The sequence below is a fragment of the Streptomyces exfoliatus genome (genome assembly GCF_000725545.1).
GTDB lineage: Bacteria > Actinomycetota > Actinomycetes > Streptomycetales > Streptomycetaceae > Streptomyces > Streptomyces exfoliatus.
The window spans coordinates 191,947-216,093 of record NZ_JNZP01000012.1; the positions used below are offsets into that span (position 1 = coordinate 191,947).

Below are 24,147 nucleotides of genomic sequence, written 5' to 3' on the forward strand. Positions count from 1 at the left end.
GTCGATGAGTCCGGATCAGACCGGTCAGATCCCGCGAGCCCGGCATGATCCGAGCGAGAGGCCCTAGTGCTGGGCGTCCTTGACGAACACGATGCCGTCGCTGTCCCCCAGGTGCTCCGGGTCGAACGGGGCGTAGCCGAACCAGGGGGACACGCGGGGTGCGGGGCGGGTGTCACCGAGGACGGTGGCCAGGCGCCGGGCGTCGACCAGGCTGTCCTCCGGCAGGGCGTAGAGGAGCCCTTCGATCGTGTCGGCCTCCGGCACGTCGACCCCCTGGTGCCTGATCGTGCCGAGGGCCGTGCTGACGAAGGCGTATTCCGCGCCCAGTTCTGCGCTCACCAGCGCTCCGGCGCTCCACCACTCCAGCGGCGCCCCGCCCATCCGCATCGTGCTCTCCTCCCGCTGGAGATGGGAGTTGTGGGCGTACACGAGGACCGGGCCCCGTGCGGCGACGGCGAGGAGGTTGTGGGCCATCATCTGGTCCCGGACGCCGACGAGCCGGGTCAGGCGGGCCGGTGAGACGTCTGCCATCCAGTAGTGGTAGCGCAGCAGCCCGAGGGCGGTGCGCCCGTGCAGTCGCGCCCGGTCCCAGGCGTCCGGCGAGGTCGCCGCGATCAGCCGCGGTGTCCACGCGTCGAGCAGCGCCGTCAGTTCGTCGGCGAGCAGCCGCAGCTCGCCGGCCTCGGCCGACCTGCCCACGGACCGGGACGGGTCCCTCATCGCGGCGGGTTCGGTCCACCGGTCGTCGGTGCCGAGCAGGTGGTCGAGCGTCTCGGTGGTGCAGGGGAGCAGGTCCGCGTCCAGCCGGGCCGCGAGGTAGCCGTGGAGCGCGGTGAGGGCCTGCCGGGGACTCTCGGCGGCGGCGATCTCCAGCGGGCCGTCGAATCCGGCGAAGCGGAGCCGGTCGGACACGGGCCGGCCCTCGTTGTGGGCGCGCATCCAGCGCACGAGTGCGCGATTGGCCGGCGAGGCGCCCCAGCCGTGGCTGAAGCCGTGCTCCATGACCTCGTCGAGCGTGCCCTTCCCGGAGGTGACGTGATCGTCGACGAGCAGTCCCCTGACGCAGTCGCTCTCGATCGCGATCGTCCGGTAGCCCTCCTGCTCGACGAGTTGCCGGAACAGGTCGTTGCGCAGTTCGAGCAGGGTCTCCTCACCGTGGGTGGGCTCGCCGAGGGCGAGCATCCGGGGCCGGGCCTGGAGCATGCCCATGACGGCGGCGGCGTCGAGGGTGTGGGCGGCGCTCTCGATGGCAGCGCTCTCGACCGCGGTCTCGATGTCAGCGCTCTGGGCGTCAGCGGTCCGGAGGTCAGCGGTCTGCAGGTCAGCGGTGTTGGTGTCGGTCGCCATGCCTTCAACGCTATCGCTGAACTCTCGGTTGAGACTTTCCCGCGATATCGTCGGCCTCATGGGGCAAAACCTTCAAACCGGTGGAAGGCTCAGGCCGATCGACCTGGCGCGCGGGCACGGTCTGTCCACGCAGGCGATCAGGAACTACGAGGAGGCCGGGATCCTTCCGGCCGCCGGTCGCACACCCCACGGCTACCGCACCTACACCGCACTGCACGCGGCGGCCCTGCGCGCGTTTCTCGCGCTGGTGCCGGGTCACGGCCACCGGACGGCGACGTCGATCATGCGGGCCGTGAACCAGGGGGCGGTGGAGGAGGCGTTCCGCCTCATCGACGAGAGCCATGCCGGGCTCCTCGACGACCGGCAGACCCTCCAGGCCGTGGAGAGCGCCCTCCGGGACCTGACGGCGGGCGCGGAGACCGCACCCGCCGCCACATCCGGACCCGGTGGCACGTTCGTCGGACCGCTGGCGCGGAGGCTCGGAATCCGGCCCGCGACGCTGCGCAAGTGGGAGCAGGCCGGCCTGGTGAGCCCGCGCCGTGATCCTCGGACCGGATACCGCGTCTACGACGAGGCGGACGTACGGGACGCCCGCCTGGCCCGTCAACTCCGCCGGGGCGGCTATCCGTTGGAGCGGATCGCGCGACTGATCGCCCATGTGCGGGCGGCCGGCGGCCTCGAGCCGCTTGCGGCCGCGCTGTCCGACTGGCACGGGCGCCTGTCCGCCCGTGGACGGGCGATGCTGGCCGGGGCGGCGGAGCTGGAGGCGTATCTCCGCGAGCTCCCGGAGAACGCCTGAACGGACGAGGGGTGTCGCCGCCCCCTCGGGCACGGCGACACCCCCCGTCCGGACGCGCCGCCCCCCGTTCAGCGCCGCCCCCGTCCGGACGCGACGCCCCCCGTTCAGCACCGCCGGAGCACGGTCGTCACAGGCGCTGCCACAGGGCCGGGACGTTCGGCGGCTCCCAGCCGGTCTGGGCCTGGTGGCCCTGGAGGCAGCGGTAGCTCGTGCCGCCGTAGGTGACCACGTCACCGGCCGCGTAGACCTTGCCCGCCGCCCAGGTGCCGCCCGGCTGCGGCTCGCCGGGGCCGGGGCCCGGGTCGACGCCGGTCGTCCTCAGCGTCAGGCCGTAGTTCTGCAGCAACGGGTTCAGCGGCTGGAAGAACGTCGTACCGCCGGTGGAGCAGTTGCCGGATCCGCCGGAGGTCACGCCCTGGGCCTGGCTGCCGGAGATGTACGAGCCGCCCGAGTCGCCGGGCTCGGCGCAGACGGTCGTACGGGTCACCCCGGAGATGGTGCCCTCGGGGTAGGTGACGCTCGTGTTGTGCTGCTGCACGGTCCCGCAGTGCCAGCCGGTCGTCGATCCCGAGCGGCACACGGAGGAGCCGACGGGCTGCAGGACGGAACCGGTCACCTGGACGTTCGCGCCACCGGCGCCCTTGACGTACGGGGTGGAGGTCCAGTTGGTGTTGGCGGCGACCCAGGCCATGTCGTTGCCGGGGAAGACGGAGCCCTGGAAGGTGCCCTGGGCGACCTGGTTGAAGCCACTGGTGGTGGTGCCCGCACGCCCGCAGTGCCCGGCGGTCGCGAAGCCCTGCGTGGTGCCCCGGGTGACCGCGAAGCCGACCGAGCAGCGGCCGCCGCCGCCCATGTAGTAGGCGTCGCCGCCCCGGATGTCGTGGAGCGGGCGGGGTGCCTGCTCGGTGCGGACGACGCGGACCAGCTCGCGCGGGACCCCGGCGGCCGCCACGAGCCGCTCCCCCGCACCGGTCCTGGTCTCCTCGACGACCAGGACGTTGGCGCGCACGTCGACGTAGCGGACGGGTGCGTCGACGGTCGCGGACCGGTCCAGGGTCTCCTTGGCCCGCTCCAGGGTGGTCAGACCGTGCGTCACGAGCCGGGCGTACGCTCCCGAGGCCCGTATCGCGGCCGTGTCCGCCGCCCGGGTGGTGGCGACGGTCAGGGTCCCGGCCTCGGCGCCGTCCAGCCACGCGCCGGCGAAGGCACCGCCCAGACCCTGGCGGAGCCGGGCGGCGGTGGCGCCCGCCTCGGCCTCGTTCGCGAGCCGGGTCAGCGCCTGGGAGCGGCTGAGCCCCAGGTCGCGCCGCATGGCGTCGAGCAGCTCGGGGGCGGCGGAGTCGGCGCCCAGGGCCTGGGCGGCGGTCCTGGCGGTCGGCGCGCGGTGCGGGTCGGGGGCGTGCGGAGCCGCGTTGGCGGAACCGGCCTGGAGCCCGGCCAGCGCCAGTCCGGCGGCGACGAGGGCGGTACACGCCGTACGGGCGTGTCGTCGGAGCATGGGGTGTCTCCTCGGTTCATGGGTGGGGATCTGCTGGAACCGTAGGGAGGACGGGAAGCGGGCGGCAGCTGTCGGTCGGCCCCTGTCATCGCGTTATGGCGAGGAACCGGGACGGCTGATGGCGTGTCACCGCGGGCTTCCCTCGCGCGGCCCCTGAGCCGGTGACCGGCCGGCGCTGGTCGCGAGCGCCTCCGCGTGGGCGGCTCTGGTGTGCCCGAGCACGGCGGCGGCCCGCCCGGCCGCCCGCCCCTCGGGATGCCAGCCCAGCAGGTGCCGCCACACGAGCGGGGCGCCGGCGAGGGGGCGGGTGACGAGCCCGGGGGTGGCGGGGAAGGTGGCCCGGCAGAGGCCGACCGCCCGCCCCACCCGCACCAGGTGCACACAGGACGCGGTGTCCGTCTCGTACACGCAGGCCGGGGTGAACCCCGCCCGCACGCAGGCGGCGGCGAAGCAGTCGCCGAAGCAGCCGTCGCCCGGCACGTCGGTCCAGGCCTCCGCCGCCAGTTCGGCGAGGTCGATCTCAGTTCGGGGCGCCAGCGGATGGTCGGCGGCCAGCATCACGTACACCGGGTCGCGGGCGACCTCCGTCCACGCGAGCCGTCCCGCCTCGGGCGGGCCGCTCTCCCCGCAGACGCCGACCAGGGCGAAGTCGAGCCGCCCGTCGGCGACCCCGCCGGCGACGTCACGCTCCGACCACGAGGTGTACGTGGTCACCGGCGCCCCGGGGTCGGTGCGCGCGATCCGGTCGACGAGGCCGCCGAGCATCGGCCCGTGCGTCCCGCCGAGCCGGTAGCCCTCGGCTCCGTCGCGCGCGAAGCGCACCGCCTCCTCCTGCAGCTCGCAGACGGCGGGGAGCACCACCCGGGCCCGGTCGAGGACCAGGTCGCCGAGGGCCGTGGCGCGCACGCCCTCCCTTCCGCGCTCGAACAGGGCGCCGCCCAGGGCCCGTTCGATCCGTTTGAGCTGAGCACTGAGCGCGGGCTGCGCGAGGCCGAGCGCGGTCGCGGCCCGCGTGAGGCTCCCCGCGTCCGCGATGGCCCGGATCGTCTTCAGGTGCCTCAACTCCAAGTCCATACCGAGAGCTTGACGCCCCGACCCCCAGCGGTCCAGACCAACGTCGTCACGCCTCCTCCGGTGTTCCCCGCCCGAGCGGAACGCCCCAGGTCACGAGGGGCGGCGGCGCCGGCGAGGGAACCGTCGGCGCGTTCCGGTCGTCCTCAGGGGCGAGGGGTGCCGGAAGCTGTCCGGCCCCAGGGACGTACGTGCGGAAGGCAAGGGATATCGGGTGGCGGTCACGCTCGCGGAGGAGATCATGCTGCTGTCGCTGGACGACGAGTCCGGGGCGGCGAAGGAACGGCAGTCCGCCGCGTGGGCCGTCGCGGGAGGAATCCTGCTCGATCTCGTCCTGGCAGGACGCGTGTCGGTCGACGACGGGCGGCTGAGGGTGCTGGACACGACGCCCACCGAAGTGCCGCTTCTCGACGAGCGCCTCGGGAAGCTCGTCGTCTGGTGCGGGAAGAAGGGCAAGGCTCCGAAGGTCACCGAGTGGCTGACCAAGGACCACGCCAAGGCCGTGAAGGCCACGGTCGCCGGCCTGTGCGAGCGGGGTCTGGTGCGCGAGGAGCAGCACCGGGTGCTGGGGCTCTTCCCCGTCTCCCGCTATCCGGAGGCGGACGGTTCGGTCGAGCGGGAGCTGCGGGCCAGGCTGGGCGCGGTGGTCGTCGAGGGCGCCACCCACCATGCCCGCACCACGGGCCTCCTCGCCCTGATCCACGGCGCCAAGCTGCACCGCCTCGCCTTCCCCGACGTGCCCCGCAAGGAGATCGCGGCGCGTCTGGAGGAGATCACGGCCGGTGAGTGGGCGGCGGAGGGCGTGCGCCGGGCGATCCGTGACATGCAGGCCGCGATGATCGTGGTCACGGCCGCCACCATCGCGACCGTCGCCGGCTGACCCGTCGCGAGCACGGCTGAAAAGGACTCGGGGCGGGCCCCCACGGCCCGCCCCGAATCCGGTCTGTGCGGCGGTCACCACTGTCCCTGCCGCCACTCACGTCTCACTCACGTTCCGCTAACGCGGAGCTTCCCCTCGTCCGGGGGCTGCGGACGCCACGTCCAGACAGGATTCGTCGGGGCCGTGCGCCGTGACCCGGGCCTCGGTCCCTTCGGGCGCTTCGTCGGCCGGGAGGACCGGGAGGTCGATCGTGAAGCAACGGTCGGCCGTGGTCGTCGACGGGCCGAACAGGGCCGGGGACCGCTCGTACACGCGCGAGAACTGGACGATGACCCGGGTGCCGTCCGCTGCGGGGCGCACCTCGTGGAGGACCCCGTCGCCCCGGCCGTGGCCTGCCGTCTCGGCGAGGACGTCCCGTACGTCCTGCGGGGAGGGAGCCGCACCCCGGCCGGCGAGGGCGTCGGCGAAGCGCCGGGCGTCCGTGACGGTGGCGTCGAAGGCGTCCCGTTCCCGGTCGCCCTCACGGTGCCGGGCGACGGCGAACAGGGCCACGACGACCATGACCGGGACGAGCAGGACCGCACCCAGGGCCTTGGCCCAGGGTGCGGTCCTTCCTTTTCGCTCTGTTTTCACTGGTTCCCGTCGCTACTTGGGGAGGTTGTCCACCGCGCGGCGGAAGGCCGCGGAGTACGCGGAGGTGCCGGTGTTGTTCGGATGGTAGCTCTCACGGCTGATGCACCAGGTGCCGCCGAGCTCGCACTTGAAGTCACCGGGGCCCTTGCCCGCCGTCACGATCTTGTTGATGCCCTCGGGGTCGTCGCACGCCCGCCGGCCCGCGAAGTCCGCGTCGGGGGACTCGAAGAAGACCGGGAGTCCCTCCGCCTTGAGCTTGTCGACGACGGCCCGCTGCTTGCCCTCCATGTAGACCGCGTTGTCGTTGATGCGGATCATGCCCGCGCCGCCGACGCCGCTCACGCAGGTGAGCGAGTTCTCGTTGAAGATCTGCGGGTACCCGAGCAGGACGATCTTCGCGTTGCCCGCCTCGGAGTGGATCCGCCGCAGCACGTCCTCGATCTTGGGCATGGCCGCGTCGATGTCCGCGTGGACCTCGGATTCCGCCGGGCAGCCGAGGGTGGCGCATTCCTGCATCACGGTCGGGAAGCCGGCGTCGTTGCCACCGACGGTGAGCGTCACCAGGTCGGTGTCACCGCTGAGGACGCCGGAGTCGATCTGGAACCGCTCGTGGAAGTTGCCGTCGAAGCCCCACTTCTCGTTGCCGTTCCCGTCGACGGGGTGTCCCGTCGTCAGCTGGAAGGTCCGGGCGCCGGAGCAGGAGACGTTCTGGAGCTCGAGCTCGGAGGAGAAGTTGTCGGCGAGGGTGCCGACGGACGCGGACCGGCCGGGCAGGGTGGTCTTGCGGACCCAGGAGTTGGCGCTGCGGCGGCAGGCGTTCCAGCGCGCGTTGGTGTCGACGTCGTTGTCGGAGTCCTTGGCGTACGAGCCCGCTCCCTCACCGGAGGCGTACGAGTCGCCCATCTGCACGACCTGCTGGGGCTTGCCCGGCAGCGGCTGGAACGCGACGGCGTCGAAGGCGACGTCGTCGTCCCCGGTGCCGTCCTCGGTCTCGGTGGTGAGCCTGACCCGGGGCACGCCGTTCATCTTGAACGCGCCCAGGGACATCCAGCCGTTGGTCCCGCGCTTCTGGTTGACATAGCGGTGGCGGTCGAAGCCGTTGCCGGTGTCGATGTCGTACCGGGCCTGCTGGGTGTGGGCGCCGTGGTCGGGGAGGTGGACCAGGACGCGCATCCAGTCCGTGCGGGCCTGGTTCAGCGTCCAGGTTCCGGTGAAGTTGAGACGGTCGCCCTTGGCGGCGAGGTCCCGGGTGTGGCCGAAGTAGAAGTGGCCGCCGAAGCCCGCGCCGAGCTGGTGCAGGTCGACCTTGCCGGGGTACACCGTCGTGGCGGTTCCGTCATGCGCGATTCCGGACTCGCCCGGGAAGTCGGCGGTGAAGCTGCCCGAGTTGGTCCAGTCGCTGTTGGCACAGCCGGGCCGGACGGACGGGGTTCCTCCGGGCACGTCGTCGACGACGAGCGCGCCGGCGGGCAGGCCGGAGCGGGTGCAGTTCGGCGGGTAGGCCGTACCGTCGGCCTGCTCGGCGTCGTAGTCCGGCGAGGTGAAGCGGAAGAGCTCGTTGCCGCAGGAGTACGAGCAGTCGGTCTTCCACTGGACGGACAGGTGGAACCAGCACTTGAAGTCGTCGCGGGTGCAGGGTCCCGCTCCGGGCTCGTTCTTCGCGGTGTCCGAGATCTTCGAGGGCTCGCACCAGTTGTAGACGCCGCAGAAGAGGTCCTCCGGCGGCTTCACCCGGGCGCGGTTGTACTTCGCCGAGCCCTGGACGGTGGCGTCCTCGGTGGTGCCGTTCCACCAGGCGGCGCGGAACGCGGCGACCAGGACGCCCGGGGACTCCAGGAACGACGGCGGGTGCGCGGCGAAGCCGAGGACCTTCTCGGGGTACGGCCAGTGCTGCGGGCGTGCGGCGGCGGAGGCGTCCTCGGCGCCGAGGCGGGTCTCCATGAACGGGAGCCGGCCGGCGTCCCACTCGGGGTTGGCGGGGTTGTTGGCCCAGCCGACGCCCCAGGGCTCGTTGTAGTTGACGTTCTCGTAGAAGCCGCTGTTGTAGGCCCACAGCGCGAAGAACCAGTTCTCCAGCTTGGCCGGGTTGCCGTCGTGGACGACGAGTCCTGCCGTCTTCGTCTGGTTCCACTTCTCGACCAGGATGCCGAGGCCCGCGGCGACGTTCGCCGCGTAGTCCAGGGCGACGGCGCGCTGCTTCTGGTAGTCCCAGGCGGTGCCGCCCTTGCCGTGCTCGCGGCCGGCCATGCGCATGTGGTCGGTGACCTGGGTGATGCCGTAACCGCAGTCGGCGTCCGACCAGTTGACGTCCCAGTCGTTGGCCGGGTTGCCGTCGTAGTAGTCGACGCCGTAGTAGTTCCCGATCAGCGGGGTGCCGGTCACGCCGGGCACCGCGGAGCGGGACGCCTGCCACATGTTCGACTCCTGCGCGGTGATGCCGAGCATCACCTGCGCGGGAACACGGCCGCCGCCTTCGAGGACCGGGTTCGGGAAGAGGGTCTGCGGCGCGTACGCCGGCATTCCCAGGTTCTTCCAGTTCGCCGGGCGCGAGGCGCCGATGTTCAGCTTGCCCGTGATGGCCTTGTCGACGGCCCATTCGACCTGGCGCGGCTTGGGCTGCATGGCCTGGTTGCGGGGGTCGCTGCGCGGCACGGAGCAGGTGCGCTCCGACTCCACGATCTCCGTGGCGGAGGCGGCGGCGAGCGTCGTGGCGGCGGTGAGCGGGCGGGCGCCCGCGGACTGGGCGGACAGGCCGTCCGTGCCGGTCCGGGCAGTGGCCTTGCCCTTGCCCGCTCCGTCGCCCTTGGGGAGCAGTGGCGAGGGGATGCGGGAGGTCTCCCACTCGGGGGCGGTGGCCGCCATGGGGGTCACGGTGAAGCCGACGCTCCTGCCGGTGTCCCGCAGGGTGGTGTCGATCTTCACGGGGCGGGCGTCGGTGGCCTTCTCCGGCTGGAGGTACTGCGGGGATCCCTTGCCGTCCGCCCAGACCGTGTGCTGGACGATCGCGGTGCCCCTGGTGGAGAGCGTGGCGTCCTTGTGGGCTCCGGCGAGCCGGGTGACCGACGCGGGCAGGCCGGTCTCCGTGGTGATTCCGCCGGTCAGGTAGACCTGGCCGCCGACCCGGGCGAGACCGGTGTCGGCGAGCGGTCCGTGGCCGAGCCGGGAGACCTTCTTGTCGGCCCAGCGGCGGACGAGCGCGGTCTCGTTCTCCTTGAGGCTGTCGCGCTGGACGCGCTCCAGGAAGACGTAACCGCCGTCGCCGTCCTTGCTGATGCGGTACGGGACGGTGCCCGTCGTCGCGAGTTTCCTCTTGGCGCCCTTGCCGTCGATCTCGACCAGGGTGCGTCCGGAGGCGGCGGCTATCTTCCCGTCGCCGGCCGGTACGGAGGAGGTGATCTGGCCGTCGACGACGACCGGCTCGCTCACTTCTCCGGTGGCCGCGTTCACGCGGAACAGGCGGGTCTGCCGCTTGTCCTCGCCCGGGGACTGGGTGAGGACGGCCTCTTCGCCCGTACCGCAGCCGGGGTCGTAGTACGACAGTGAGGCGTTGACCTTCAGTTTGGTCACGGCGCCGCTGGTCAGGTCCACGACGGCGGAGAATCCGCCGCGGGCCATCAGCCGGGGGTCGTTGGTGAAGGTGCGCGGGGCGTAGACGACGACGGCCCGCTTGCCGGAACCGGTGACGCAGGCGTTGCCGATCCACTGGTCCGCGTCGAAGCCGGGCTCGGCGAGGGACGCGAGGGTCTTCCAGGCGTAGCCGCTCCGCTCGGTGGCCGTCAGGAGGTGGAAGCCCTGGGCGTCACCGGTGGTCGTCCAGGCCGTGTCGGTGGACTTCTGCCAGTCCTCGCCGAGGACTTGGGACCGGTCGGCGGCCGGAACGCTGTCGTCCGGCGCGGGGGCGGTGCCGGTGGTGACGGCCGCCGGGGGTGCGGCGGGCGGGGGTTCGGCCCAGGCGGTCGCCTGGGTCAGTCCGGCGAGTACCGCGCCGGCGGCGATCGCCGCCAGTGGCGCTCGCCTCTTGTGGAGGGTTCTCAACGACGTTCTCCTCTGAGGTTCTCGTCCCTGCTCAACGCAGTTGATCTTGAAGGGTGCTGCGACAGTAGTGGGCGTCCGCCCGGTTGACCAGAGCATGATCAACGCCACGTGAAGGATCCGCCCCTCGTGCCGCCCCGACTCCTCCGTGCGACCTCAACTCCTCAGGTGCGTGAGGACGGAACGCACGGCCCGTTCCACCGCCGCGCGCGACTCGTCGGTGGGGTCGACCAGTTCGAAGCTGTGGCGCCCGTCAGGGACGTCGACGACCTCGACGTCGGCGCCCGTCCTCCCGGCGGCGGTCAGGAACTCCTCGACCGTCGCCGCGAAGGCCGGATGCTCGCGCCCGGCCCGGGTGAGCACGATCGGCGGCCCGTCCGCCGTCCCGACAGTGGCGACGGGGCGGAAGCGCGAGTCCACGGTCCGCCAGCCGGGCAGCGGTGCCAGGGCGGGGTAGTTGGCGGCCACGCACCGCAGCCACGGCGGGGGCGCGGCGAGCCAGTCCGCCGCCAGGAGCCCGCCGGTCGAGAAGAACCAGAGCGCGATCCGGTCCTCGTCGACGCGGGGGTCGGCGCGGACCAGCGCGACGGCCTCGGCGAGGTCGTCCGCGGCGCGCGGGTAGTCGGCGATGCCGTGCAGCCGGTGGTCCAGGGTGACGCCGACGACGCCGAGGCCCGCGGCGTACCTGCCGTACCCGAGGAAGAACGGCGTGTCCCTCGGGGTGGGGCGCTGGTCGACGGCGACGGGGCCACCGTGGACGAACACGATCGCGGGCCTCGGCCGACCGGATTCCGGCAGGTGGAGGTCGACGCGTCCGCGCCGCTCGCGCGGCACCTCGGGTACGTCGAGGAGGAAGGGCAGGAGATGCGGGGGCCGTTCGTGCTCGGGGTCGCGCTCGGGCGCGGTGACGCGGTGCCCCTCACCGGCCGCCGCCTGGAGCAGCACCTCGGCCAGTTCGCCGGGCGCGGAGAGCATCGCCCAGTGTCCGGTGCCGAGGTCGAGGAAGCGGAACCGGTCGTCGGCGAGCGCGCGGAACTGCGGCGGACCCGATTCCACCAGCATCCGCACCAGGTCGACGCTGGAGCCGTTGGCGGTACAGAGCACGCCCGTGGTCGGCGGTGCGGCGGCCGCGCCGGACAGCCGGAGCGGCTGGGTGAAGGTGCCCGCCGGCTGGGGCGAGGCCAGGCGCTCAAGGCGATCCAGAGCCTCGGCGGGCACCCCCTCGGTGCTGCCCCAGCGGGACCAGGTGCCCGGCCGCGGCGGTGGGATCCACCCGTCGTCCGCGGCGGGCAGGACGCCGTCCGTCCGCCGCGCCCGTACCTCGGGATGGGGCACGGAGCCCAGGGCGGTCTCGCCTTCCTGCGGCAGGGCCGTGTCCAGGGAGACGATCCGGGCGACCCGCCCGGGGCGCCGGTCGGCGGCGGCGAGGACGGGGTGGAGCCCGTACCCGTGGCCGACGAGCACGACCCGGGGCGTACGGATGCCGTCGATCAGCCGCAGCAGGTCCTCGACGTGAGTCCCAAGACCGGTGCCGGGTCCCGCCCCGCCCCGCCGCTCCCCCATACCGGTCAGGGTCGCCGGATACGCCTCCGCGCCCGCCTCCCGCAGGCGTGCGGCCACTTCCTCCCACACCCAGCCGCCGGTGAACGCGCCCGGAACCAGTACGAACGCCGTCATGATCGTCTCCTCGCCCGTCGGGTGACTCCTCGCCGCCACGCTAGGAACTCCCCCTGCGGGAGGTTCAAGGACGGCGACGGGCGGAGGTGATCGCGAACGGGCCGTACAGGACACTGGAGTCGACCGGAGGGAGGCTCGCGCCGTGGTGTCCGAGGGACTGTGGAGCATCGGGGAGCTCGCCGCGCGGGCGGGTGCCACCGTGAAGACGGTGCGCTACTACACCGACCGCGGGCTGCTGCCCGAGGCGGCGCGCAGCGCGGGAGGGCATCGGCGGTACGGGCAGGAGGCACTCGGCCGGCTCCGGCTGATCCGCTCACTGCGCGCCCTCGACCTGCCCGTCCCCGAGGTGGAGCGGGTGCTCGCACGGGACGACGCCCTGGAGGAGGTCGTGGCGGGGCAGTTGCGCGAGCTGGGTTCCCAACTGGCCGCGCTGCGCTGGCGCGAGGCCTCGCTGCTCCTGCTCAAGGACTGCCCGGCCGGGGAACGCGCCGACCGGTTGCGGCTGCTCGGCGCGGTCTCCGTGCCGCCGGGCACGGACGCGCTCGCCAGGTTCTGGCGGCGGATCCTCCCGGTCCGGCTGCCGGGCCGGGTGGTTTCGATGGTCCTCGACTCGGTGGTGCCGGGGCTCCCGGAGGAGCCGACGCCCGCGCAGGTCCTCGACTTCGCCAAGCTGCACGCGCTCGTGTCCGATCCGCGCCTCGACAGTCCGGAGTCCCGACCGGCGCCGCCGCTGCCTGCCGGGGAGTACCGTCCCGCGGTGCTGTACGAGGGGCTCGCGGAGGCGTACGCGCTGGCCGCGGCGGAGGTTCGGGCCGGGCACGACCCGCAGGACGGCGGGGCCCTGGACTGCTTCGTCGGCGCCTACGCACGCGCGCGCGGGGCGGTGGACTCGCCGGAGTTCCGGCGTGGGCTCGTCCCGCTGCTCGCCGGGAGCCAGGGCCCGGTGATCATCCGTTACTGGAAGCTCGCCACCGGCCTGTTCCCTCCCGGGGAGCCGGTCCTCGGCGCCCTCCACCACCACCTCTCGGTCGCGCTCGGCCGGCAGGTCGGGGAGGAGGCCGGCGTGGCGCCGTCGGCGCACCCGGGCGGGTGGTGATCGGCGGCACGTGGGTGAACGCGCGCATGCGGTGCGGCGGACCGGGGAAGGGGCGCACGACGCACGCTGCACGCAGGACGACGAGGAGGTGGTGCCGGTGTCGGGGCCGACAACCGGAGAGGAGGTGGGAGCACCGTGCTGGCTGAGTCTGAACGCGCGCGATCTGGACGCGGCGGAGCGCTTCTACGGGGCCGTGCTGGGATGGACGTTCCGGCGGGGCGGCGAGGAGCGCAAGTACGCGGTGGGTGAGCTGGGCGAGGTGCCCGTGGCCGGGATCGCGGCCGTCGCGGCCGAGCTGTCCGTACCGGTGTCCTGGACGGCGTTCTTCGCCGTGGACGACGCCGACGCGGCGGTGGCGCGGATCAGGGAGCGGGGCGGCACCGTGGGGGTGGGGCCGGTGGCCTACCCGCCCGAGGGGCGTGCGGCGCTCGCGACCGACCTGGAGGGTGCGGCGTTCGGCGTGTGGCAGGGGCGGACGGAGTCGCAGTGGCACATCGGCGAGCACTCGGCGCCCGCCTGGCTCGAACTGCACACGCGGGACGCGTTCGAGGCGGCCGTGTTCTACGGCGAGGTGCTCCGCTGGGCGGACGAGGGCACGGGCCGTTACGAGGTGTCGTACGAGCAGGACAAGGTGGTGCTGCGGCGCGAGGGCGAAGCGGTGGCCCGCTTGAACAGCGGTCCCGTCGAGTCCGGTTCACCCCGGCCGCAGCTGCGTCCGCGCTGGCTGGTGCGCTTCAGGGTGCCCGATCCGGAGGCGGCGACGGCGGCGGTCCTGGCGCACGGTGGTTCGGTGGTGCCGGGCGGGGACTGGGGCGGGGTTCGCGGCCCCGAGGAGGCCGAGGGGCGCAGGGCGGTGGTGGTACGGGACCCGGACGGGGCGCTCTTCACGCTGGAGGGCGTCGAGGAGGGCAAGGGCTGAGCGTCGGCCGGTGCGGGCGCGGGCCGTTCTCCGTGCCCGCACCGGTCGACACCCGGCCGGTGCGGGCTCTCGGGCCGCCGGACACGACCTAGGGCCTCTCGTTTGGATCATGCCGGGCTCGCGGGCCCTGGCACCGCACCTCGTCGCGTTGTCGTCGGTTGCCATGGCGCCGCCATGGCACCCTCCTCCGCCTTGCGAGGCGTCCCCTGGGCCCTGCGGGCCTGGGGAGACCCCATCTACCAGAGCCCGCTCCTGATCCGGCCTGATCCAAACGAAGGACCCTAGGCGGTGGCCCCGGAGGGGGCGCGCGGTGCGGCGTCGGGCTCGATGCCCGCCAGGCCCTCGGAGGGGGCTGCCGTGGCCCTGGCGGGGATGAAGGCGGCGACGACCGCGGCCACCAGGCCGACGCCGCAGCCGATGAGCATCGCGACGCGGAAGCCCTCCTCGGACGGCAGCGCGTGGCCGCCCAGGGTCGTGGTCATCTGGGCCAGGACGACGCCGATCACGGCGGCCGAGACAGAGGTGCCGATGGAGCGCATCAGGGTGTTGAAGCTGTTGGCGGAGGCGGTCTCCTCCTGCGGGACGGCGCCCATGATGAGGGCGGGCATGGCTCCGTAGGCGAGTCCGACGCCGGTGTTGCAGATGAGCGTGACGACGAGCAGGCCCCAGGTGGAGCCCATCAGGGCGAGCGAGGAGCCGTATCCGGCGGCGATGACCAGGGCGCCGACGGAGAGCGTGACCTTGGGGCCGCGGGCGGCCGACAGCTTGGCGCCGAGAGGCGCCAGAAGCATCATCATCAGGCCTGCCGGGGCCATCCACAGGCCCATCGCCATCATCGACTGGCCGAGGCCGTAGCCGGTGGCCTCGGGCAGCTGGAACAGCTGCGGGACGACGAGGGACTGCGCGTACATGGCGAATCCGACGAGGACCGACGCGGCGTTGGTCAGCAGGACGACGGGGCGGGCGGTGACCCGCAGGTCGACGAGGGGATCGCGGGTACGCAGTTCCCATCGGCCCCAGGCGAGCAGGACGACGGCCGCGACGGCGAAGAGGCCGAGGGTGGTGCCGCTGCCCCAGCCCCAGGTGGCGCCCTTGGAGACGGCGAGCAGCAGGGCGACGAGGCCGACGCCGAGGCCCAGCGCGCCGGGCACGTCGAAGCGGCCGGGGCCGGCGGCGCGGCGGCCCGCGGGGGCGACGCGCCAGATCAGGGCGCCCACGACGACGCTCAGCGCGGCGGCGACCCAGAAGAGCACGCGCCAGCTGGCGTTCTCGGCGACGGCGGCGGAGAACGGCAGGCCGAGGGCGCCGCCGACGCCCATGGAGGCGCTCATGAGGGCGATGGAGCCGCCCAGCTTCTCGGCCGGGAGGATGTCGCGGAGCAGGCTGATGCCGAGCGGGACGACACCCATGCCGAGGCCCTGGAGGCCGCGTCCGACGATCATCGGGACGACGGAGGAGGCGAGCGCGCAGACCACCGAGCCGACGATCAGCGGGATCACGGAGACGAGGAGGACCCGCCGCTTGCCGAGGGTGTCGCCGAGCCGGCCGGCCACGGGGGTGGCGACGGCTCCGGCCAGGAGCGTGGCGGTGATCACCCAGGAGGCGTTGGACGCGCTGGTGTCGAGGAGTTTCGGGAGGTCGCCGATGAGCGGCACCACCAGGGTCTGCATGAGTGCGGCGACGATGCCGGCGAGCGCCAGGACACCGACGACGCGTCCGGGCCGGGTGTCGGGCGTGGAACCGTCCACGTGATGTTCTCCCTCGGTCTCCCCCAGCCGGTCCGAGGGTCGGTTATGCATCATGCACATCAATTGCTCGGTACACAAATTATGTAGGATGCACATCCGATCAGGGCGGGAGAGAATGACCCCATGGACAAGCCCGTGGACAAGCCCACTCATCTGGTCGAGTTCGAGACCATGCTGCTCGGCCGGCACTCCCTGCTGTACGCGCCTCGCTCCCGGGCCTCCGGCGGGCAGCTCGACCGCAGCGCGTACGTCGTCCTGAGCCGCATCCGGATGCACGGGCCCATGTCCATCGGGCAGCTCAGCGAGGCCTTCGGCCTCGACGCCTCCACCCTCAACCGCCAGACCGCGGCGATGCTGCGCGCCGGCGTCGTCGAACGCATCCCCGACCCGGACGGCGGGATCGCCCGCAAGTTCCGCATCACGGCGGAGGGCGAGCGGCGCCTTGAGGCCGACCGGGCCTCGAACATCGACGGCCTGGAGCGGGTGATGGAGCACTGGTCACCCGAGGACGTGGCCCACTTCGCGGCCTACCTCGAACGCTTCAACCGGGACATCGAACGCCTGGAGGGCCGCCCCTGGCCGCGCCCCTGAGGCGTGATTCCGCACCACTCCGCACCGCCCCCGCTCAGCCGCCGGCCCGCCGCACGGCGGCCTGCCGGTCCGCCGTCGCCAGGGCGGTGTTGACGAGCGCCACGGCGGCGAAGACGACGGCCCACACCGGTCGGCCGAGGTCGTGCAGCGCGACCGCCGCCGCCCCGAACACCAGGGCCTTCACGACCAGAACCCCCGCGATGGGCAGCCGTATCCGGGCCTTGGGCGCGGCGAACAGGCCCCACACGACGGTCGCGACGGCGGGCACGGCGACCGCGAGCACCCACCGGAGAGCCAGGTTCTCCGCACTCTCCCACCCCCACCGCGCCAGCACGGCCAAGGCCGCGAGCTCCAGCAGGAACGCCAGGCCTTCGTTGAACACGTGCAGCGGCGTGGGCAGTTTCATCGGAGCCTCTCGAACGTCGATCACGCGTGCGGGCCGCCCGAGCCTAGACCCGACTTCTGACAGAAGTCTTTACCTCCGGTCCCGGCGGCGGTAACTTCCCGCCGACGCAAGATGTTTCAGAAACTTTCCGACAGCGTTTCCAACGGTGCCGATCCCCCTCTCCCGCCAGCCCGTACGGAGCGCGCCCCCGCCTGGAGTTGAGATGACCCGCATCCCCCTGCGGCCACCCGGACGCCCGGTGGCCGTCCTGGCCGTCGCCGCCGGCCTGCTCGGCCTGCTCGCCGCCCCGCCCGACGGTCCCTCGCCCCGTACCGCCCCGGTCGCGGCCGTCGCGGACAGCACGGCGACGGTCTTCTACTGGACCAAGACGAAGAACTGGGCCGCCTACAACCTGCATTACGCCCCCGACGGCGGCTCCTGGACCACCGTCCCGGGGGTGGCCATGGAGGCCGCCTGTACCGACTGGGTCAAGAAGACCGTCCCCCTCGGCGCGGCCACCGGGCTCCAGGCCACCTTCAACAACGGCGGCGGCACCTGGGACAACAACGGCGGCAAGAACTACGCCCTGGGCACCGGCGCCATCACCGTCAAGGACGGGGTCGTCGCCCACTCCGACCCCTGCGCGGGCACCCCCCCGACCCCGGGCGCCAAGGCCACCGTCTACTACTCGACCGAGACGCTCGGCTGGTCCACCGTCAATCTCCACTACCAGCCGGCCGGCGGCGCCTGGACCGCCGCCCCCGGTGTCGGCATGCAGGCCGCCTGCGCCGGCTGGTGGAAGCGGGAGGTCGACCTCGGGACGGCCTCCTCCCTCAAGGCGGCCTTCAACAACGGCAACGGCACCTGGGACAACAACCGGGGCTCCGACTACGCCCTCGGGACCGGCGTGAGCACCGTACGGAACAACGTGGTGACGGCGAACGCGACCGATCCGTGCGCCGCCGCGACCCCCGACACCCAGGCGCCGACGGCCCCCGGCCGGGTCACCGCCGCCGCCGACGGCGTCTCGGTGCTGCTCACCTGGGACCCCGCCACGGACGACAGGGGCGTGACGAAGTACCAGGTCACGCGGACCGGCGGCAGCGGCGGCACGATCGTGACCGACGTCGGCTCCACGGTGTTCTCCGACACCGGACTCGCCGAACGGACCGCCTACACCTACACGGTGAAGGCCGTCGACGCCGCGGGCAACGTCTCCGCCGCCTCGGCCGCCGCGACCGCCACCACCGGCGAGAGGCCGGCGAACCCGGCCACCGGGAAGCCGCTCGGCACCGACCCGCGCAAGGACCCCATCTACTTCGTCCTCACCGCCCGCTTCAACGACGGCGACCCGTCGAACAACCGGGGCGGCAGCCAGCACGTCAAGTCCGGCAACGCGGCCAACGACGACCCCATGTTCCGGGGCGACTTCAAGGGCCTCATCCAGAAGCTGGACTACGTCAAGGGCCTCGGCTTCTCGGCGATATGGGTCACGCCGGTGGTCCTCAACCGGTCCGACTACGACCACCACGGCTACCACGGCTGGGACTTCTACAAGGTCGACCCCCGCCTGGAGTCGGCCGGCGCCTCCTACCAGGACCTGATCGACGCGGCCCACGCCAAGGGCATGAAGATCTACCAGGACGTCGTCTACAACCACTCCTCCCGCTGGGGCGCCAAGGGCCTGTTCACGCCCACCGTGTACGGCGTGCGGGACAGCCAGTGGAGCTGGTACTACGACGAGAAGCAGCCCGGCTTCGAGTACGACGGCCTGACGATCGATCCGAAGACGGGGAAGTCGTACTACAACGGCGACCTGTGGTCGACGGCGGAGCCGACCGGCAACACCTGCCTCAACTGGGGCAAGCCGACCGGCGGCAAGAGCGCCGAGGGCTACACCGTCTACAACTGTCAGTGGCCGAGCCCCACGTCCGGCATGTTCCCGAAGGCGCTGTTCCACCAGTGCTGGATCGGCAACTGGGAGGGCGAGGACTCGCGTTCCTGCTGGCTTCACGAGGACCTGGCCGACTTCAACACCGAGAACCCGACCGTGCAGAACTACCTGATCGGCGCCTACAACAAGTACATCGACATGGGCGTCGACGGCTTCCGCGTCGACACGGCCGTGCACATCCCGCGCACCACCTGGAACCGCCGCTTCCTGCCCGCCATCCAGGAGCGGGTGACACGGAGTCACGGCGCCGAGGCGGCGAAGAACTTCTTCGTCTTCGGCGAGGTCGCCGCCTTCGTCAACGACAAGTGGAACCGCGGCTCGGTGAACCACTCGGCGCAGTTCTTCACCTGGAAGGAGCGCAAGGAGTACGACGCCGACGACGCCAAGGCCGCCCTGGAGATGTACGACTACGAGCAGCAGCAGGGCACGGGCAGCCAGCCCACCTCCACCAACGCCTTCCTCAACGGGAACAGCTACCACGCGCCCGACCACAGCCGCTTCTCCGGCATGAACGTCATCGACATGCGCATGCACATGAACTTCGGTGACGCGTACAACGCCTTCTCCAACGGCAAGGACTCGGACGACAGTTACAACGACGCCACGTACAACGTCGTCTACGTCGACAGCCACGACTACGGTCCCAACAAGTCGAGCGAGCGGTACACGGGCGGCACCGACGCCTGGGCGGAGAACATGTCCCTGATGTGGACGTTCCGCGGCATCCCGACCCTGTACTACGGCTCCGAGATCGAGTTCCAGAAGGGACAGAAGATCGACTGCGGGCCGACCTGCCCGCTGGCCTCGACCGGCCGCGCCTACTTCGGCGACCACGTCGCCGGCTCCGTCACGGCCTCCGACTTCTCCCGGGTCTCCGCGGCCTCCGGAGCGGTCGCCACCACGCTCCAGCAGCCCCTGGTGCAGCACGTGCAGCGGCTCAACCAGATCCGCCGCGCGATCCCCGCGCTGCAGATGGGGCAGTACTCCACCGAGGGCATCTCGGGTGGCATGGCGTTCAAGCGCCGCTACACCAGCGGTGGTACGGACAGCTTCGCGCTGGTCACGGTCTCGGGCGGCGCGACCTACTCGGGCATCCCGAACGGCACGTACACCGACGCCGTCACCGGCGACGTGCGGACCGTCACCAACGGCACCCTCTCGGTCGCCGCGCCCGGCAAGGGCAACCTGCGAGTGTACGTCCTGAACGGCCCGGGCAAGATCGGCGCCTCGGGCCCGTACCTGAAGTAGCGGACGGCGTACGGGGCGGGGCGGGGGTCTCGCCCCGCCCCGTACGCGTCCCACCGGCGGGTCCTACGGGGCGTCCCGCAGGGGTGTGCGGTGCAGGGTGACGAGGAGGAGCCAGATCCGCGCGGAGACGTGGGCGGGCGTGCCCTCCACCAGGCCGTGCAGCCAGTCGGCCAGCACTCCCGCGAAGGTGGCGGCGACGGCGGAGGCGATCAGCTCGGGCTCCGGGGCGCCGACGAGACTGCGTTCGGCGAGGCTGCGGGCCCGTAGGTCCCGGTGGAGGACGCGCCCGAGCGGACCGCCGCCCCCCGGGCTCAACAGGGTCCGGTAGAGCGGGGCGTGCGGGGCGAGGCCGTCGAAGAAGTCGACGAGCGCGGGCGGCGGGGACGCCGGGTCGGGGACGCCCCGCCAGGCGTGCAGCGCGTCCACCGCGTCACGGACCACGTCGGCGCAGGCGTCGACGGCCAGCGCCTCCAGGTCGGCGTAGTGCACGTAGAAGGTGGCCCGCCCTACACCGGCCCTCCGGACGAGGGCGGCGATGGTGACCTCCGCCAGGGGGCGCTCCGCGCACTCGTCGAGGAGGGCCTCGCGCAGCTTGGCCCGTGTCCTGGCCGCCCGGGGGTCGGCGGGCGGCGCCGCCTGCGGCGGGGTCATCGGCTCAGGAGCACGGCGGCGAGGGCCAGCGCGCCGGGCAGCGCCTGGGCCACGAAGATGCGGCGATTGGCGGTGGCACCGCCGTACAGGCCCGCCACGACCACGCAGCCGAGGAAGAAGAGGGTGACCCGGTACCCCGTCGGGTCGCCGGCGAACAGGCCCCAGACGAGACCGGCGGCCAGGAAGCCGTTGTAGAGGCCCTGGTTCGCGGCGAGCGGCGCGGTCGCGCGGGCCATGTCGGCGTCGAAGCCGGAGAGCGAGCGGCCCGGCCTCCGCTCCCACAGGAACATCTCGAGCACCAGGATGTACGCGTGCAGGGCGGCCACCAGGGCCACCAGGACGTTCGCCGTCGTCTCCATCAGGTCTTCTCCCACCATCGCACTTCCTGGACAGACGTCCAGCATACCTGGACGCCTGTCCAGGAAGTACCACCGGCCCTACGAGGGCGAGCCAAAGGCGCGAAGGCCTCCATACCGACACCTTCCCGGCACCGTTCGGTCAACAGTGCGTAACGCGAACACGCTTCTCGGACAGAACACTTCCCTCCGCCGCACGAGTCTGGGATCTTGCGTCCACCCCACACATCACAAAGCCCGGCGGGCGCCACCCGCGCCACCGGGTTATCGGAGGACGCATTGTTTTCCCTCATATCCAGCCGGTTGAGAACGTCGGCCATCGCCGTCGCGGCCCTCGGCACCACCGTGGCGCTCGCCGCTCCCGCCGGATTCGCCCAGGCAGCACCGTCGGACACCGCGCCCGTCGCGGCCCGTTCGGCGGGGGCGACGACGGCCACCACGACCGCGGCGGCGCCGGCGGCCTGGGCCGCGGGCACCCGCGCGTACCTGGTGATCACGGCCCCCGGCGGCACCTCGGCCGTGAGCGGCGCCGTGGCGACCAACGGCGGCTCGGTCTTCGCCAGTTACGACGCGATCGGCGTGATCGTGGCGCACTCGACGTCCGCGTCGTTCGCCTCGTCGATGCGTACGGTCAGCGGCGTCCAGCAGGTCGGGGCGACCCGTACCTCCGACGTTCCCGCCGACGCGTACAGCCCGGCGCTCCCGGCCAACCCGTCGCAGTCGGCGACGACGCTGACGGAGTCGAACCGCTGGGACATGACGCAGATCAAGGCCGACCAGGCCTGGGCGGTCACCACCGGTTCGGCGACGGTGAAGGTCGGCGTCCTCGACACCGGCGTGGACGACCAGCACCAGGACATCGCACCCAACTTCAACGCCGCCGACTCGGCCTCCTGCGCCTATGGCAAGGCGGACACGCGAGCGGGCGCCTGGCGTGACGTCGGCACGCACGGCACGCACGTCGCCGGCACGATCGCGGCGGCCAAGAACGGCAAGGGCGTCATCGGCGTCGCGCCGGGCGTGAAGATCTCCTCCGTCCGCATCGCGGAGCCGACCAGCAGCCTGTTCTTCGCGGAGAACACGATCTGCGGCTTCATGTGGGCCGGTGACCACGGCTTCAAGGTCACCAACAACAGCTACTACACGGACCCGTGGGCGTTCAACTGCCCGGACAACGTGGACCAGGCCGCCATCATCGAGGGCGTCCGCCGCGCCCAGGCATACGCCGAGGGCAAGGGTTCGCTCCAGGTGGCCGCCGCCGGCAACTCCAACTACGACCTGGCGAACAAGACGACCGACACCGAGTCCCCCAACGACTCGACCCCGGTCACCCGCACGATCACCAACGCCTGCATCGACATCCCGACGGAGCTTCCGGGCGTCGTCACCGTCGCCGCGCAGGGCAACGGCGGCGCCAAGGCCTCGTACTCGAACTTCGGCAACGGCGTCATCGACATCGCGGCCCCCGGCGGCGACGGCGCCTCCGGTGTCTACTCGACGCTCCCGGGCGGCAAGTACGGCAACATGAACGGGACGTCGATGGCCTCCCCGCACGTCGCGGGCGTCGCGGCGCTGATCGCGAGCGTGAACCCGGCGTTCACCCCGGCGCAGATCCGCGACCAGCTCGGCGTCCAGGCCACGGACAGGGCCTGCCCGTCGGACACCCGCTGCACGGGCACCACGACCAAGAACGGATTCTTCGGTGAGGGCGCGGTCGACGCCCTGAAGGCCGTCGGGGGCACCACCCCGCCGCCCGGCGCGTACTTCGAGAACCTCACCGACGTCGCGATCGCCGACAACGCCACGGTCGAGAGCCCGATCACGGTCAGCGGCGTGACGGGCAACGCCCCGGCCACGCTGAAGGTGGGCGTGGACATCAAGCACACCTACATCGGCGACCTGAAGGTCGACCTGGTGGCCCCGGACGGCACCGTGTACACGGTGCACAACCGGACCGGCAGCGGCACGGACAACATCGCGCAGACGTTCACGGTCAACGCCTCGGCCGAGGTCGCGAACGGCGTCTGGAAGCTCCGCGTGAACGACAACGCCAACCAGGACACGGGCCGGATCGACGCCTGGAACCTGACCTTCTAGCACCACCTGACCCACCACCGACCCGAGGACGGGGCCGGAGCCGACATGGCTCCGGCCCCGTTCGCGTACCCGCGGTAACTCCGGGGGGAAGAAAGTCGGTACCGAGGGGTAGGCCCGCACGGCCGTCTTGCTATACGTTCCGTCTAACAAGCTTGCTAGACAGTGCGTCTAACAAGCCGCCGAGCCGGACACGCGCCCCGAGGAGCCGCACCATGGCACACAGCACCGCTCGCCCGGACAGCCAGTCCGCCCCCGACCAGGACGTCGCCGAGCGGCTGCTCCGGTCGGCCGCCAAGCTGTCGTACGACCCCGCCGTCGAGGTCGACTGGGACACCCCCCTCGACAAGGGCTTCCACGGACAGAGCCCCGAGTGGAACTCCCTCTACGGCACGGCGTACTGGAACGAGATGACCGATGAGCAGCGCAAGGAGCTGACCCGGCAGGAGTCCGCCTCGGTCGCCAGCACCGGCATCTGGTTCGAGATGATCCTCCAGCAGATGGTGCTCCGCGACATCTACCGCATGGACCACACCGACCCCCGGTTCCAGTGGGCCCTCACCGAGATCGCCGACGAGTGCCGGCACTCGATCATGTTCGCCCGCGGCTCCCAGAAGCTCGGCGCCCCCGCGTACCGGCCCAAGCGGGCCGTCATGGAGCTCGGGCGCTTCATGAAGACCGTCGGCTTCGGCGAGGCCGCGTACGCCGGCATCCTCGTCGCCGAGGAGGTCCTCGACGTCATGCAGCGCGACTGGATGCGCGACGAGCGGGTCGTGCCCTTCGTGCGCACCATCAACAACATCCATGTCGTCGAGGAATCGCGGCACATGAAGTTCGCCCGGGACGAGACGCGCCGCCACCTCGCACGCGCGAGCAGGGCCCGCCGTCACTTCCAGGCCCTCGTGGTCGCCATCGCCGCGTACTACATCATCACCAGCCTGGTGAACCCGGAGGTGTACGTCCGGGCCGGGCTCGACCCCGAGCGCGCCCGCCGCGAGGCCGCCGCCAACGAGCACTACAAGGCACAGCTGCGCGCGAGTTGCTCCGGGCTCATGGAGTTCCTGGCGGACGTCGGGATGCTGACCCGGCCCGCGCTCTTCTTCTACCAGCGCGCCCACCTCGTCTGATCCCTCCGAGCCGAGCCCCTCCGAGCCGAGCCCCTCCGAGA

18 protein-coding genes are annotated in these 24,147 nt (G+C 72.2%); 8 read left to right on the plus strand and 10 right to left on the minus strand.

The features are described from left to right. Nucleotides 1–63: 63 nt before the first annotated feature. A complete protein-coding gene (locus IO20_RS0115010; RefSeq protein WP_051874227.1) occupies nucleotides 64–1,209 on the minus strand; it encodes an erythromycin esterase family protein in 1,146 nt (381 codons plus the stop codon). Nucleotides 1,210–1,405: 196 nt separating this feature from the next. Here IO20_RS0115010 and IO20_RS0115015 point away from each other — a divergent pair, with 196 nt between their 5' ends. Beyond that, the gene (locus IO20_RS0115015) at nucleotides 1,406–2,146 is read left to right on the plus strand and encodes a TioE family transcriptional regulator (protein WP_030545443.1); all 741 of its coding nucleotides are present in this window, start codon (nucleotides 1,406–1,408) and stop codon (nucleotides 2,144–2,146) included. A 127-nt stretch (nucleotides 2,147–2,273) separates the two neighbouring features. Here the strand turns inward: IO20_RS0115015 and IO20_RS0115020 are convergent, their stop codons facing one another. Together IO20_RS0115020 and IO20_RS0115025 are read right to left on the minus strand one after the other, a co-directional pair. Next, entirely contained in the window at nucleotides 2,274–3,644 is a 1,371-nt protein-coding gene (locus IO20_RS0115020; protein WP_030545445.1) for a carbohydrate-binding protein, read from the minus strand. A gap of 126 nt (nucleotides 3,645–3,770) precedes the next feature. Continuing rightward, the gene (locus IO20_RS0115025) at nucleotides 3,771–4,718 is read right to left on the minus strand and encodes a LysR family transcriptional regulator (RefSeq protein ID WP_030545447.1); all 948 of its coding nucleotides are present in this window, start codon (nucleotides 4,716–4,718) and stop codon (nucleotides 3,771–3,773) included. A gap of 211 nt (nucleotides 4,719–4,929) precedes the next feature. Here IO20_RS0115025 and IO20_RS0115030 point away from each other — a divergent pair, with 211 nt between their 5' ends. Beyond that, the gene (locus IO20_RS0115030; protein WP_030545449.1) at nucleotides 4,930–5,595 is read left to right on the plus strand and encodes a GOLPH3/VPS74 family protein; all 666 of its coding nucleotides are present in this window, start codon (nucleotides 4,930–4,932) and stop codon (nucleotides 5,593–5,595) included. Nucleotides 5,596–5,712: 117 nt separating this feature from the next. Here the strand turns inward: IO20_RS0115030 and IO20_RS37620 are convergent, their stop codons facing one another. The 3 genes from IO20_RS37620 to IO20_RS0115045 form a co-directional block, all read right to left on the minus strand. Continuing rightward, entirely contained in the window at nucleotides 5,713–6,228 is a 516-nt protein-coding gene (locus IO20_RS37620) for a hypothetical protein (RefSeq protein ID WP_157850776.1), read from the minus strand. A gap of 12 nt (nucleotides 6,229–6,240) precedes the next feature. Continuing rightward, nucleotides 6,241–10,263, minus strand: a complete 4,023-nt coding sequence (locus IO20_RS41990) for a golvesin C-terminal-like domain-containing protein (RefSeq protein ID WP_051874205.1) — start codon at nucleotides 10,261–10,263, stop codon at nucleotides 6,241–6,243. A gap of 153 nt (nucleotides 10,264–10,416) precedes the next feature. Continuing rightward, complete coding sequence (locus IO20_RS0115045) at nucleotides 10,417–11,937, minus strand: alpha/beta fold hydrolase (RefSeq protein WP_030545454.1); 1,521 nt, start codon at nucleotides 11,935–11,937, stop codon at nucleotides 10,417–10,419. A 145-nt stretch (nucleotides 11,938–12,082) separates the two neighbouring features. Here IO20_RS0115045 and IO20_RS0115050 point away from each other — a divergent pair, with 145 nt between their 5' ends. Further along, the gene (locus tag IO20_RS0115050; RefSeq protein WP_078945797.1) at nucleotides 12,083–13,033 is read left to right on the plus strand and encodes a MerR family transcriptional regulator; all 951 of its coding nucleotides are present in this window, start codon (nucleotides 12,083–12,085) and stop codon (nucleotides 13,031–13,033) included. Between the two features lie 124 nt (nucleotides 13,034–13,157). Further along, nucleotides 13,158–13,952: a VOC family protein gene (locus tag IO20_RS0115055; protein WP_245684955.1), complete on the plus strand. Its 795-nt coding sequence runs from the start codon at nucleotides 13,158–13,160 to the stop codon at nucleotides 13,950–13,952. 281 nt (nucleotides 13,953–14,233) lie between these two features. On the opposite strand, the gene IO20_RS0115060 is transcribed toward IO20_RS0115055, so the two are convergent. Further along, nucleotides 14,234–15,700 carry an MFS transporter gene (locus IO20_RS0115060; protein ID WP_030545460.1) on the minus strand — a complete coding sequence of 489 codons (1,467 nt, stop codon included), beginning with the start codon at nucleotides 15,698–15,700 and terminating at the stop codon, nucleotides 14,234–14,236. Nucleotides 15,701–15,823: 123 nt separating this feature from the next. Here IO20_RS0115060 and IO20_RS0115065 point away from each other — a divergent pair, with 123 nt between their 5' ends. Further along, nucleotides 15,824–16,291, plus strand: a complete 468-nt coding sequence (locus IO20_RS0115065) for a MarR family winged helix-turn-helix transcriptional regulator (protein WP_030545462.1) — start codon at nucleotides 15,824–15,826, stop codon at nucleotides 16,289–16,291. Nucleotides 16,292–16,325: 34 nt separating this feature from the next. Here IO20_RS0115065 and IO20_RS0115070 read toward each other — a convergent pair whose 3' ends face one another. Then, nucleotides 16,326–16,697 (minus strand): YrdB family protein, encoded by a 372-nt coding sequence (locus tag IO20_RS0115070; protein ID WP_030545463.1) that lies wholly within the window; start codon nucleotides 16,695–16,697, stop codon nucleotides 16,326–16,328. Nucleotides 16,698–16,899: 202 nt separating this feature from the next. Between IO20_RS0115070 and IO20_RS0115075 the strand changes: the two genes are divergently transcribed. Next, on the plus strand, nucleotides 16,900–19,878 hold the full coding sequence (locus tag IO20_RS0115075) for a carbohydrate binding domain-containing protein (protein ID WP_030545464.1): 2,979 nt from the start codon (nucleotides 16,900–16,902) through the stop codon (nucleotides 19,876–19,878). A gap of 63 nt (nucleotides 19,879–19,941) precedes the next feature. Here the strand turns inward: IO20_RS0115075 and IO20_RS0115080 are convergent, their stop codons facing one another. Both IO20_RS0115080 and IO20_RS0115085 read right to left on the minus strand, forming a co-directional pair. Continuing rightward, the gene (locus IO20_RS0115080; RefSeq protein WP_030545465.1) at nucleotides 19,942–20,529 is read right to left on the minus strand and encodes a TetR/AcrR family transcriptional regulator; all 588 of its coding nucleotides are present in this window, start codon (nucleotides 20,527–20,529) and stop codon (nucleotides 19,942–19,944) included. Continuing rightward, entirely contained in the window at nucleotides 20,526–20,888 is a 363-nt protein-coding gene (locus IO20_RS0115085; RefSeq protein ID WP_030545466.1) for a DUF1304 domain-containing protein, read from the minus strand. The genes IO20_RS0115080 and IO20_RS0115085 overlap by 4 nt, the downstream gene beginning before the upstream one ends. A gap of 315 nt (nucleotides 20,889–21,203) precedes the next feature. Between IO20_RS0115085 and IO20_RS0115090 the strand changes: the two genes are divergently transcribed. Continuing rightward, nucleotides 21,204–22,982, plus strand: coding sequence for a S8 family serine peptidase (locus IO20_RS0115090; RefSeq protein WP_037635574.1), 1,779 nt, complete (start codon nucleotides 21,204–21,206; stop codon nucleotides 22,980–22,982). Between the two features lie 212 nt (nucleotides 22,983–23,194). Beyond that, nucleotides 23,195–24,106, plus strand: coding sequence for an AurF N-oxygenase family protein (locus IO20_RS0115095; RefSeq protein ID WP_030545469.1), 912 nt, complete (start codon nucleotides 23,195–23,197; stop codon nucleotides 24,104–24,106). The last annotated feature ends 41 nt before the right edge of the window (nucleotides 24,107–24,147 follow it).

Excerpts from the sequence above, each read along its gene's own strand:
- IO20_RS0115045 (WP_030545454.1), bottom strand. The coding sequence starts at position 11,937 with ATGACGGCGTTCGTACTGGTTCCGGGCGCGTTCACCGGCGGCTGGGTG.
- IO20_RS0115025 (WP_030545447.1), bottom strand. The coding sequence starts at position 4,718 with ATGGACTTGGAGTTGAGGCACCTGAAGACGATCCGGGCCATCGCGGAC.
- IO20_RS0115070 (WP_030545463.1), bottom strand. The coding sequence starts at position 16,697 with ATGAAACTGCCCACGCCGCTGCACGTGTTCAACGAAGGCCTGGCGTTC.
- IO20_RS0115080 (WP_030545465.1), bottom strand. The coding sequence starts at position 20,529 with ATGACCCCGCCGCAGGCGGCGCCGCCCGCCGACCCCCGGGCGGCCAGG.
- IO20_RS0115065 (WP_030545462.1), top strand. The coding sequence starts at position 15,824 with ATGGACAAGCCCGTGGACAAGCCCACTCATCTGGTCGAGTTCGAGACC.
- IO20_RS0115095 (WP_030545469.1), top strand. The coding sequence starts at position 23,195 with ATGGCACACAGCACCGCTCGCCCGGACAGCCAGTCCGCCCCCGACCAG.
- IO20_RS0115010 (WP_051874227.1), bottom strand. The coding sequence starts at position 1,209 with ATGGGCATGCTCCAGGCCCGGCCCCGGATGCTCGCCCTCGGCGAGCCC.
- IO20_RS0115075 (WP_030545464.1), top strand. The coding sequence starts at position 16,900 with ATGACCCGCATCCCCCTGCGGCCACCCGGACGCCCGGTGGCCGTCCTG.
- IO20_RS0115020 (WP_030545445.1), bottom strand. The coding sequence starts at position 3,644 with ATGCTCCGACGACACGCCCGTACGGCGTGTACCGCCCTCGTCGCCGCC.
- IO20_RS0115085 (WP_030545466.1), bottom strand. The coding sequence starts at position 20,888 with ATGGAGACGACGGCGAACGTCCTGGTGGCCCTGGTGGCCGCCCTGCAC.
- IO20_RS0115015 (WP_030545443.1), top strand. The coding sequence starts at position 1,406 with ATGGGGCAAAACCTTCAAACCGGTGGAAGGCTCAGGCCGATCGACCTG.